Annotated in this window: 10 protein-coding genes; 5 read left to right on the top strand and 5 right to left on the bottom strand. The window is 66.6% G+C overall.

The annotated features are described in order from the left end of the window. Nucleotides 1–57: 57 nt before the first annotated feature. Nucleotides 58–3,615: a DNA polymerase III subunit alpha gene (gene dnaE / locus U9980_RS13620; protein ID WP_322768246.1), complete on the bottom strand. Its 3,558-nt coding sequence runs from the start codon at nucleotides 3,613–3,615 to the stop codon at nucleotides 58–60. 248 nt (nucleotides 3,616–3,863) lie between these two features. On the opposite strand from dnaE, the gene U9980_RS13625 reads away from it, so the two are divergent. Next, nucleotides 3,864–4,376, top strand: coding sequence for an IS66 family transposase (locus U9980_RS13625; RefSeq protein ID WP_322768247.1), 513 nt, complete (start codon nucleotides 3,864–3,866; stop codon nucleotides 4,374–4,376). Nucleotides 4,377–4,460: 84 nt separating this feature from the next. Here the strand turns inward: U9980_RS13625 and U9980_RS13630 are convergent, their stop codons facing one another. Next, nucleotides 4,461–4,829, bottom strand: a complete 369-nt coding sequence (locus U9980_RS13630; protein ID WP_322768248.1) for a hypothetical protein — start codon at nucleotides 4,827–4,829, stop codon at nucleotides 4,461–4,463. Nucleotides 4,830–5,234: 405 nt separating this feature from the next. Here U9980_RS13630 and U9980_RS13635 point away from each other — a divergent pair, with 405 nt between their 5' ends. From U9980_RS13635 to U9980_RS13645, 3 genes are all read left to right on the top strand, one after another. Beyond that, a complete protein-coding gene (locus U9980_RS13635) occupies nucleotides 5,235–5,525 on the top strand; it encodes a hypothetical protein (protein ID WP_322768249.1) in 291 nt (96 codons plus the stop codon). Between the two features lie 124 nt (nucleotides 5,526–5,649). Beyond that, nucleotides 5,650–5,922, top strand: a complete 273-nt coding sequence (locus U9980_RS13640) for a hypothetical protein (protein ID WP_322768250.1) — start codon at nucleotides 5,650–5,652, stop codon at nucleotides 5,920–5,922. Between the two features lie 35 nt (nucleotides 5,923–5,957). Beyond that, nucleotides 5,958–6,512 carry a Uma2 family endonuclease gene (locus tag U9980_RS13645; protein WP_322748635.1) on the top strand — a complete coding sequence of 185 codons (555 nt, stop codon included), beginning with the start codon at nucleotides 5,958–5,960 and terminating at the stop codon, nucleotides 6,510–6,512. Between the two features lie 158 nt (nucleotides 6,513–6,670). On the opposite strand, the gene U9980_RS13650 is transcribed toward U9980_RS13645, so the two are convergent. The 3 genes from U9980_RS13650 to U9980_RS13660 form a co-directional block, all read right to left on the bottom strand. Beyond that, nucleotides 6,671–8,179: an aldehyde dehydrogenase family protein gene (locus U9980_RS13650; protein WP_416210264.1), complete on the bottom strand. Its 1,509-nt coding sequence runs from the start codon at nucleotides 8,177–8,179 to the stop codon at nucleotides 6,671–6,673. Continuing rightward, a complete protein-coding gene (lat, locus tag U9980_RS13655; protein ID WP_416210265.1) occupies nucleotides 8,179–9,558 on the bottom strand; it encodes an L-lysine 6-transaminase in 1,380 nt (459 codons plus the stop codon). Before lat ends, U9980_RS13650 begins: the two co-directional genes overlap by 1 nt. 164 nt (nucleotides 9,559–9,722) lie before the next feature. Beyond that, nucleotides 9,723–9,848: a hypothetical protein gene (locus tag U9980_RS13660; protein ID WP_322768253.1), complete on the bottom strand. Its 126-nt coding sequence runs from the start codon at nucleotides 9,846–9,848 to the stop codon at nucleotides 9,723–9,725. A gap of 45 nt (nucleotides 9,849–9,893) precedes the next feature. On the opposite strand from U9980_RS13660, the gene U9980_RS13665 reads away from it, so the two are divergent. Beyond that, the coding region (locus U9980_RS13665; RefSeq protein WP_322768254.1) for a serine/threonine-protein kinase at nucleotides 9,894–10,846 on the top strand (953 nt) is incomplete at its 3' end.

Below are 10,846 nucleotides of genomic sequence, written 5' to 3' on the forward strand. Positions count from 1 at the left end.
GGTCCGGGCGACCCAGTGGCTGAACGACTGCGTGAGGGCCGTCTCGTCAGTTCGCGGTCACGAGGCGACGGCCTTCGCGCCGAGGAGGCTCTTGATGTCTCCCCAGAAGGCTCCGGTCGTGTCGACCTCGGGTCCGAGCTTGAGCAGGGAGGTCCGCCGCGGGCTCTGCAGCCGCAGGTGCACGGGGGTGCTGCCGGGATGGGTGGTCAGGATGTGCTTGAGGTTGTTGACGAGGTCCGGGGTCACCTTGTGAGTGGGTACCGTGAGGACAACAGGCGGCTCCGCGTCCGCACTGACACTCGACACGTCGAGCGTGGTGAGATCCTGTCCGAAGATACTGATGGCGCCGTCGCGCTCATTGAGCCTGCCCCGCACGGAGACGACGGCGTCGGGCACCAGCTCAGTGCCGTGGATTTCATAGCTCTTCGGGAAGAACAGAACCTCCACGGCGGCGTCGAGATCCTCAAGGGTGAGGATGGCCCAGAGGCTGCCGCTGGTCTTGTTAACCCGCCGATCGACCTTCGCGATCACGCCCGCTATGCGGACAGCGCCCTCGCTTCGGCCACTGTCAAGAAGATCAACGATTGAGATGTCCCGATTGCGTTCCAGGATCTTTTCGGCGCCCTCCAGCGGATGGCTGGAAACGTAGAGGCCGAGCATCTCGCGTTCCTGCGCGAGGAGTTCAGGGCGCGGCCACTCCGCGGCACTGAGATCGAGGTTGAGACCGATCTTCACCGGTTCGCCCTCGTTCTCGTCGCCATCTCCGAACAGACCATACTGGCCGAACGCCTCGGCCCGCTTAGGGCCGACGACGGCGTCGATGGCGACCTCGTGGACACTCACCAGCGCCCGGCGGGTGTGGCCGAGCGAATCGAAGCTGCCCGCCTTGATGAGGGAATCGACGGTACGTTTGTTACAGACACCGATCTCGACCTTGTCCAGGAAATCGGGGAACGAGGTGAACGCGCCCTTCTTCTGCCGCGTGACCCTGATCGAGTCGACCACCGGTGCCCCGACGTTCCGAATGGCACCCAGACCGAAACGGACGTCGACGCCGACCGGGGTGAAATACAGGGATGAGTCGTTGACATCCGGCGGCAGCACGCGGATCCCCATCTTGCGGCACTCCGCCAGATATACCGCCATCTTGTCCTTGTCGTCGCCGACGGAGGTGAGCAGGGCGGCCATGAACTCGGCTGGATAGTTGGCCTTCAGATAAGCCGTCCAGAAGGAGACGACACCGTAGCCGGCGGTGTGCGACTTGTTGAAGCCATAGCCGGAGAACGGGAGCAGAACGTCCCACACCGCCTGTGCGGCCACCTTCGAGTAACCTTTTTCGTCCATGCCCGCCATGAACTCGGCATAGCTGGCGTCCAGGATCTCCTTCTTCTTCTTCCCCATGGCGCGGCGCAGCAGGTCGGCCTTACCGAGGCTGTAGCCGGCGAGCTCGCGTGCGATGGCGAGCACGTGCTCCTGGTAGACGACGAGATGGTAGGTGTCGCCGAGGATGCTTTCGAGTGCGTCCCGCAGTTCCGGGTGGATGGGTGTGATGGGCTTGCGGCCGTTCTTGCGGTCGGCGTACTCGATGTGCGAGTTCGCCGCCATGGGTCCCGGTCGGTACAGAGCCAGCACGGCCGCGATGTCCTCGAACGTGGTCGGCGCCATGAGACGCAGCAGACTGCGCATAGGGCCACCGTCAAGCTGGAACACCCCGAGTGTGTCACCGCGGGCCAGTAGCTCGAAGGTGGGGACGTCGGCCAGCGGAAGGGTCTGGAGGTCGAGGTCGATTCCGCGGTTCTGGCGGATGTTGCGGATCGCGTCGTCGATGACGGTGAGGTTCCGCAGGCCCAGGAAGTCCATTTTCAGCAGGCCCATGTCCTCGCACTGCGGGAACGGGAAGCCCGTGATGATGGCACCGTCGGCGTCGCGCCGGTGAATCGGCAGAACATTCAGCAACGGTTCGGAGCAGAGAATGACCCCGGCGGCGTGCACGCCGGTTCCACGGGTGAGCCCTTCCAACCCGCGGGCCGTGTCGATGACCTTCCGGACCTCCTGATCGGTTTCGTAGAGGCCGCGAACCTCCGCCGCCTCGCTGTACCGCTCGTGTTGGGGATCGGTGATGCCCGACAGCGGGATGCCCTTGCCGAACACGTCCGGCGGCATTGCCTTGGTGATGCGGTCGCCGAGGGAGTAGGGGTAGCCCAGGACGCGGCAGGAGTCCTTGATCGCAGCCTTTGCCTTGATGGTGCCGAAGGTGAGGATCTGGCAGACCTTCTCCTCACCGTATTTCTCCGTCACGTAACGGATCATGTCGCCGCGACGGCGTTCGTCGAAGTCCAGGTCGACGTCGGGAGGGGTGACCCGTTCGGGGTTCAGGAACCGCTCGAAGATCAGTTTGTGTTCGATCGGGTCGAGCTCGGTGATCCCCAGGACGTAGGCGACCATCGAACCGGTGGCCGAGCCGCGTCCCGGCCCCACCCGGATGCCCTTGTCGCGTGCCTCCCGGCAGATGTCGGCGACGACGAGGAAGTAGGCGGGAAAACCCATCTGGTCGATCATCCGGAGTTCGTAGTCGATCCGCTCGCGGACATCCTGCGAGGGGTTGGCGCCGAACCGGTGCTCCACTCCTGCGGCGACCTCTTTGTACAACCACGACAGCTGGTCCTCCCCGGCGGGGACGGGGAAGCGTGGCATTCGGTCGACAAAGGTGAACACGTCGTCATACGGTTCGACCCGCTCGGCGATCAGCAGAGTGCTGTCGCAGGCACCGGAAACCTGGCCGTCCCACAGCTCCCGCATCTCGTCGGGGCTTTTGAGGTAGTAGCCGTCTCCGTCGAACTTGAAACGCTTGGGGTCGTCGAGTGTCTTGCCGGTGCCGACACACAGCAGCGCGCTGTGCGAGTCCGCCTGGTCCTTGGTGACGTAGTGGCTGTCATTCGTCGCGAGCGGCGCCAGGTCCAGCTCCCGGGCGATTCGCAGGAGTCCGTCGCGCACGCTGCGTTCGATGGCCAGGCCGTGGTCCATCAGCTCAAGGAAATAGTTCTCCGCGCCGAAGATGTCCTGAAAGGTCGCGGCCGCTTCCAGCGCCTTGTCGAACTGACCCAGGCGCAGCCGGGTCTGGACCTCACCGGAGGGACAGCCCGTTGTCGCGATGATTCCGACGGCGTGTTCGGAGATCAGCTCGCGATCCATCCGAGGTTTGCGGTAGTAGCCGTCGAGACTCGCCAGGCTGGAGAGGCGAAAGAGGTTCCGCAAGCCGGTCGCATTGGCGGCGAGCATGGTCATGTGGGTGTAGGAGCCGCTACCGGAAACGTCACCGCCTTCCCCGTCGGGGTCGGCGTTACGCTGGCCGCCCTCGCCCCAGAAGATGGGCTTCTTGTGGAAACGCGATTCGGGCGCGATGTACGCCTCGATACCGATGATCGGCTTGACACCGGATTTCTTCGCGGCTTGCTGAAACTCGTAGGAACCGAACATATTACCATGATCGGTCATGCCGACCGCGGGCATCCCGAGACGGGCCGCCTCGGCACACAGAGAATTGACCTTGGCCGCACCGTCCAACATCGAGTACTCGGTGTGAACATGCAGATGGACGAAGGAATCGCTAGCCATCGGTCCCCTTTCTTGCCCTACCCTTCCCTGAACTCTAGCGGCGCCTACCGACGGTCTTCGCCGGCGGCACAGTGGCACCAGCCTCAGCGGGTCCAGGGCCGCCGAACGCTCGCGGAAGGTGACCGCCCCTGCCGGTCGCTCCCCATCGACCGCAAGGCGGGTGGGGGTGGGGGTGGCGAGGTTTCGTACTGTGGCCGCTCCTCGGCGAAGGTCATCCGGGCCCTGCACCCGTCCAGTACGCGACGACCGTGGCCTGCCGTCCGTCCACAGCTGGGCGCCGGGCACACCCGGGCCATGCCGCCTTCGACGCCTTCGACCTGTTCAGCCGTTACACCGGCACCCTGGTGTGCGACGACTACGCCGGCTACGACACGCACGAGGAGATCCTCACCGCGCGCCAGCTGTGTAATGCGCACCTGATCCCTTCGGTTCGGGGTGTCGCCGAGGCCGAACCCGGGCTCCAGGCACGGGCGACGGCGATGATCGAGGTGCTGCGTGCGGGCCGGTCGGCCGTCAGGGCTGCCCTGGCCGAGGGCCGCACCTGCCTGACCGGCGGTGAGATCGAGCAGGTCCGCGCCGCCTACCTCGAACAGGCCGCAGCCGGCATCGCCGCCAACAAGGACCGGTGCACCACCAAGGGTGGCCGGCACCCCGGATATGTGCTGGCCAAACGGCTCCACGCCATCCCACCCATGCACGCCATCCGTACCGCCCTGGCTGGCAACGCATGGACACCTCTACGGGCCGTCACCACAACCTGACCCCGTAGCTGGTTACGGTACAGGCGCTCCATGAGCCTGTTTTGAATCTTGGGCTCGCCTGGACAGAGGATTCAAACCAGGCTCTTAACGATGTGAATCTGATGCTCCTGCCACAACACCAGATTCACATCGTTCCCAAAGAGCGCCCGGCAACAGTCCCGCGGCGGAAAGAATTGCATCACGATTGGCAATTATGCGATCAGCCATTTGTGGGCCTGTCAGGTTCTGCCTGGCGAGGGCGAAGCACCGCGCCCGCGACTCAACTATCGCCTTTCGTATCAACCCATCGAATCGCATCGCCGTGTCGTTCGTCAGGATCGCCATGTTGAGAGCTGAGACTGCGGGTATCCACTCGTGATCCTTAGCCGCCTGGGACTTCTCCGTGCCGTAGTGCTCCTGCATGACCACAACCACGAAACGGAGAATGCAATGACGGTTGGTGATGCGCCCCATGCCCTCCAGCTTGCCCGAGACGTGAAGCACAACGAAAAGATGCCGATGTCCACGTGGACACGACATCTCTTGGCAGTGGCAGAGGCCCAGACCGCTACCCGCGACTATGCGAGCGCGATCCGTACGGTCCAGGGGGGTGCGTCAGCTCACGCCGGAATGGTTGAAGCACCAGCAGCTGGCGCATTATGTCTTGACGGACCTGCGTGACGCGACGAGTGTGCGGCGGGCGAAACAGAGCGGGCTGGCTGAGCTGGCGGGGTTTGTGGGGGTGGAGCCGTAGGGCGCTCCGCCGCTCCGGGTGTGAGCGGCCTGGCTTGGACATGATCTGGCAGTGGTATGATGGTACCCGCGGGACCGGCCCGGTGGACCTTCGGTCCTCGGCTTCGACGCACATTGAGGGCTATTATGTGCGTCATAGTCGTGTGCGTCGGAGTCAGAGAACTGCAACACAACACCGCCCGGGTGATCGAGAAGATCAAGGATGGGCAAACCGTCGAGATTACCGAACGGGGACGGCTGGTCGCCCTCCTCGTCCCCCCTGGACCGTCCCATAAGGCCAGGGACGAACTGATCGCCGCGGGAGTCCTGCATCCTGGTCGCGGCGGTCTGGCCGGCTGGCAACCGTTGGCAGCGCGTCCGGAGATTCCACCGTTGTCCCAGATCCTTGCGGACATGCGCGACGAGGACGACCTATGATCTACCTGGACTCCTGCGCGCTGGTCAAACTGCTCGTCACCGAACCCGAGACCCGGCACTTGTGGCATTCCTTTCCGCTCATGCCGCCTATCCACACGTAACCACCACCCTGGCCCGCACCGAAGTGACGCGGGTCGTACGCCGTGCAGCACCGAAGGACTCCCAGCTGCACGCAACCGCCGTCGAACTGGTCGATCAACTGGACCAGGTCGAGCTGGAGCGGCCGTTGCTCGACCAGGCCGGCATCGTCGCTGATCCGTATGTCCGTACCGTCGACGCGATCCATCTCGCGGCCGCACTCCACCTCCCGGAGGCGCTGACCGCCTTCGTTACCTATGACCACCGACTGACTGCGGCCGCCCGGGATGCGGGCCTTCCCGTCCGCACGCCGACGTAGACTTGCGTTACGGAGATGGACGGAAGGACGCGCTGATGAGCGAGCCGCTGATCGCGATCCCGCCGGATGGGTGGACCACCGACTACCTTGACGAACTGCCGGTCAGCAACCACCGCTACGAACTGACCGACGGAGCGCTCAGCGTGTCGCCGTCGGCTTCCAACCTGCACCAGGCCCTGAGCGCCCGACTCTTCGCCGCGCTTGACGCGCTCGCGACCGAGCCGTTCGCCCTTGCGATGGCCGTGGACATCCGGTTCGGCCGGCAGCTCACCCGCATCCCCGACCTCATGGTGGTGCGCAGCGACGAACCGGGCCGGCACTGGTTCGCTCCCGCCGAGGTCGTCGTCGCGATCGAGATCGAATCCCCCGGCAACCACGTTGAGGACCGCACCACCAGACCGGCGTTGTACGCCCAGTTCGGCATTCCGTACTACTGGCGGATCGAACCGTCCCCGCCGCGGGTGACGACCTACCGGCGCGGCCGCGGCGACGCCTACACGGTGGCCGGTAGCGGCGAGCGGCTCACCGTCACCGAGCCGTTCCCGGTCGACCTCGACCTCACGGCGCTGCTCCCCCACTGGGCCCGCTGACGACCGGCCGTCCAGAAGATCGGCCGTCCAGAAGATCAGCATTAGTTTGTCGCTGGGTACGCTTATCCGGTCAAAAAGCGTACAGACCAACAAACATGCGCCGATCATGGACTGTATCAGGCAGCCGCCGACGGGATCCGCATTATCTGATCGGCAGTTCAGCCGCCGGGAAGGCGGAAGGTGAGGTCCGCGGCGGGGATGCCGGTTTCCAGCTGAGCCTTCTGCAGGTGGCCGGAGTAGTCCCAGTTGACCGCCTGCCACCGGGTGACCTGATCGAGCACCCAGCGTCCGGACTGACGGGAACCGTTACCGGACCGGCCGTTGCCACCGAAGGGCAGGTGCGCCTCGGCCCCGGACGTCGAGTTGTTGACGCTGACCATGCCGGCGCTGATCCTGCGGCGGAACCGGAAGACCGTCGCCGGGTCATTGGTGTAGATCGACGAAGACAGGCCGTAACCGGGCGCGTTGGCCAGTTCTATCGCCTCGTCGAGGTGACCGTAGGTGGTGACGCCGACGATCGGGCCGAACGTCTCCTCACCGAACACCTCATCCCCGGGACGCACACCGTCGAGGATCACCGGATGGTAGTACAGGCCGGTCTCGGCAACGCCGACGAACCCGTTGCGCGGGCGGGCCGCGTCGATCCGCCCGACCGCCGAGGACCCCGCAACCCGATGATGATCACAGATGAACCCGAGGGTGCGTTCGAAACCAGCGGCGAACCGCCGATCGAGCAACGGCCCGTAGAGGACGTCCGCGAAGGGGTCACCGATCGTCGCCGCCTGCACCGCGGTCACGAACCGGCGGACGAACTCGTCGTGCAACGACGCGTGCACGATCACTGTGCCCAGCGACGTGCACCGCTGCCCGGCCGTGCCGAAGCCGGAGAACACCGCGCCGGCGACGGCGGCGTCCAGATCCGCGTCGGGTGCGACCACCATCGGGTTCTTCCCGCCCAGCTCCAGGCAGGGGGTCTGCAGGTGCCGGCCGCACAGCTCGCCGATCATCCGTCCGACCTCGGTCGAGCCGGTGAAGCCGACCTTGTCGACGCACCCTGCCTCCAGCGCCCGCTCCAGGCCGGTGAACGTTTCCACCCCCTCGGCGGGCACCAGGCCCAGCACGCCGGCGGGTACCCCGGCATGGTGAACCAGCTCGGTGAACGCCTGCGCGCACGCGGCCGCGTAGACCGCCGGCTTCCACACGACGGTGTTGCCGCACAGCAACGCCGGGACGATGTACCACGCCGGAACCGCCACCGGAAAGTTACCCGCAGTTATCACTGCCATCACACCGACCGGTTCCCGGAAGGTGAACAGCTGCTTGTCGGGCAGCTCCGAGGGCACGGTCTCGCCGTAGAGACGCCGGCCCTCGCCGAGGAAGAACCGGCAGGTGTCGATGATCTCCTGTACCTCACCGCGCGCCTCGGCCAGGGGCTTGCCGACCTCGCGGGTGACCAGCCGGGCGAGCGCGTCGGCGTTGTCCTCGACCAGGCGCCCGAGGTTCGCGATCACGGCTCCGCGCACGGGTGCGGGCACGTCCGCCCAGCCGGGCTGGGCGTCCCGGGCGATGCGGCAGGCAGCCAGCAGTTCGGCGGGGCTCGCAAGCACGATCTCCGCGACGACCTCGTCAAGATGGGCGGGGTTCGTCGACAGGCTCACCGATCCCATCACGTGGCCGGGACGCTGGTCAGTACCCGCTCAAGGGCATCCACGCCGAGGGAGAGCTCGGTGGCCGAAACGGTCAACGCGGGCCGGAAGCGCAGTGCCCGCGGACCAGCGGGCAGGACCAGCACATGCTCCTCGGTGCGCAGCCGGCGCACGACCTCGTCGCGGATTCCGGGTGCGGGCAGGTCGATCGCGCACAGCAGGCCGCGCCCGCGCGGGTTGGTCACCAGCGACGGGTGGCGCCGGGCCAGCTCCCACAGGCCGGCCAGCAGGTCAGCGCCGAGCTCGCCGGCCCGGGTGAACAATCCGTCAGCTTCCATGATCTCCAGCATCCGCCGGGAGCGGACCATGTCGACCAGCCCGCCACCCCAGGTCGAGTTGATTCTTCCCGCTACACAGAAGACGTTCTCGGGCACCTCGTCCACCCGCCGGCCTGCCATCACCCCACCGACCTGCACCTTCTTACCGAAGGCGACAACGTCGGGATGCAGGCCCAACTGCTGGTAGGCCCAGGCCGACCCGGTGCTCCCCACCCCGGTCTGGACCTCGTCGAGGACGAACAGCGCGTCATGGACGTGACACAGACGTTCCATCGCGGTGAGGAACTCCGCCCGCAGATGGTTGTCGCCGCCCTCACTCTGGATCGGTTCGGCCAGGAAACAGGCGATGTCGTGTGGATGGCGGGCGAACGCCGCCTCGGCCTGGGCGAGCGCGCCCGCCTCGGCCACGGCGAGGTCGCCCAGCCGGGTGTCGTCCAGCGGGTAGGTGACCGCCGGGGTGTCGATCCGCGGCCAGTCGAAGGTGGGGAAGCGGTCGGTCTTGACCGGGTCGGTGTTGGTGACCGACAGGGTGTAGCCGCTGCGTCCATGGAAGGCGTGGCGCAGGTGCAGCACCCGCATCCCGAGCGACGGCGACCGCCCCGCCTGGGCGTTGCGACGGCTTTTCCAGTCGAACGCGCACTTGAGGGCGTTCTCGACGGCGAGCGCTCCGCCCTCGACGAAGAACAGGTGGGGCAGCTCCGGGTCGCCGAGGACCCGGACGAACGTCTCGACGAACCCTGCGTAGGCGGCGGTGGCGATGTCGGGGTTGGCCGGCTTGTTGACCGCCGCGGCGGTCAGCTCGGCGAGAAAATCGGGGTCGCCGGTCAGCTCCGGCGGATTGACCCCCAGCGGTGCCGAGGCGAAGAAACTGTACAGGTCCAGATAGCGCTGGCCGTCACGGGCATCCACGAGCCAGCTGCCACGGCTGTGCGCAGTGTCGAGGACGATGTCGAAGCCGTCGGTACGGACGTGGCGGCCCAGCACCTCCAGCACCCGGTCCGGTGCGACCGTCGGGTGTGCGACGGCGCGACTCCCCGTGACCAGGGAGATCCGACCCCGCATGGGGACCGCGGCAGGTGTGGTCGACATCCCGCCCCTCCTTCCGCGTACATCTCGCCTGGATCACACCTCGTCGGGACCACGTCCCACAAGATCTTCTTCTCGTGCGGCCAACTTCTCGGAGAGACCGATAAACCTTTTGTCAAACCCTCTTGATCGTCAAGATACTATTCTTCCAGACCGGAATCAAGACAAAATTTTTCCCCCGGGATGGAGGATGTCGCATAGCCGACGTCACCGGAGCAGCGCTGCCACGCACGGGCGAACGCATCAGGGACAATCGGGGACACCATCCGCCAATCGAGCGGGCGGGCGGGTGGCAAGGAGGAGGAAAAGACGTGCTCCAGCCGTTGTCGGACGACGACCCGCGCGAGGTCGGTCCGTACCGTCTACAGAGCCGGATCGGCGCCGGCGGCATGGGCATCGTCTACCTCGGGTTCGCCGCGGACAACAAGCCGGTCGCGGTCAAGGTGCCCTCGCCGGGGCTCGCCGACAACCCCGAGTTCCGCGACCGGTTCCGCACCGAGGTGACCGCGGCCGCGCGGGTGCGCGGTATGTCGGTCGCCGCGGTGATCGACGCCGACACCGACGGCCCACGCCCGTGGATGGCCACCGAATACGTCGAGGGCCGCAGCCTGACCGAGGCGGTCGCCCAGCGCGGCCCCTTCACCGGACGCCTGCTCGACGGGCTGGCGGTCGGGCTCGCCGACGCCCTGGTCGCGATCCACGCGGCCGGGGTGGTCCACCGCGACCTCAAACCATCCAACATCCTGGTCACCTGGGATGGCCCGAAGGTCATCGACTTCGGGATCGCGAGGTCGTCGGACTCGACCAGCCACACCCGTACCGGCGTGCTCATCGGCACCCTGGTGTGGATGGCACCCGAACAGCTACGGGGTGAGCGGGCCGGGTCGCCGACCGACATCTTCGCCTGGGGTGCGTGCGTCGCGTTCGCCGCCACCGGCCGCCAGCCGTTCCGGGGCGAGCGCCCCGAAGCGATCGCCGTCCAGATCATGACCGCCGCCCCCGACCTGACCGGTGTGCCACCGGCCCTGGGCGCGGTGCTGGCCCGGACGCTGGACAAGAACCCGGCGCGGCGCCCGACCGCCACACAGCTCGTCGCCGGGCTCGTCGGGCACGATATGGTCGACCCCGGCGAGACCGTCCGGGCGGCACACACCGCCCTTGCGCAGTGGTGGTCGTTGCCGCCCACCCCGCCGCAGGCACCGTCCGAGCAGGCGCAGGAGACCTTCCGCTCACCCACATACCGGACGCGGGCCGGCGGCGAGCC

The sequence above is a fragment of the Protofrankia sp. Cr1 genome (assembly GCF_963555865.1).
GTDB lineage: Bacteria > Actinomycetota > Actinomycetes > Frankiales > Frankiaceae > Protofrankia.

Bases quoted from the DNA above. Each gene is read 5' to 3' on its own strand.
- U9980_RS13630 (WP_322768248.1), bottom strand. From the start codon at position 4,829: ATGGGGCGCATCACCAACCGTCATTGCATTCTCCGTTTCGTGGTTGTG.
- lat (WP_416210265.1), bottom strand. From the start codon at position 9,558: ATGCGGGGTCGGATCTCCCTGGTCACGGGGAGTCGCGCCGTCGCACAC.
- U9980_RS13645 (WP_322748635.1), top strand. From the start codon at position 5,958: ATGAGCGAGCCGCTGATCGCGATCCCGCCGGATGGGTGGACCACCGAC.
- U9980_RS13660 (WP_322768253.1), bottom strand. From the start codon at position 9,848: ATGGTGTCCCCGATTGTCCCTGATGCGTTCGCCCGTGCGTGGCAGCGC.
- dnaE (WP_322768246.1), bottom strand. From the start codon at position 3,615: ATGGCTAGCGATTCCTTCGTCCATCTGCATGTTCACACCGAGTACTCG.
- U9980_RS13650 (WP_416210264.1), bottom strand. From the start codon at position 8,179: ATGGGATCGGTGAGCCTGTCGACGAACCCCGCCCATCTTGACGAGGTC.
- U9980_RS13635 (WP_322768249.1), top strand. From the start codon at position 5,235: ATGTGCGTCATAGTCGTGTGCGTCGGAGTCAGAGAACTGCAACACAAC.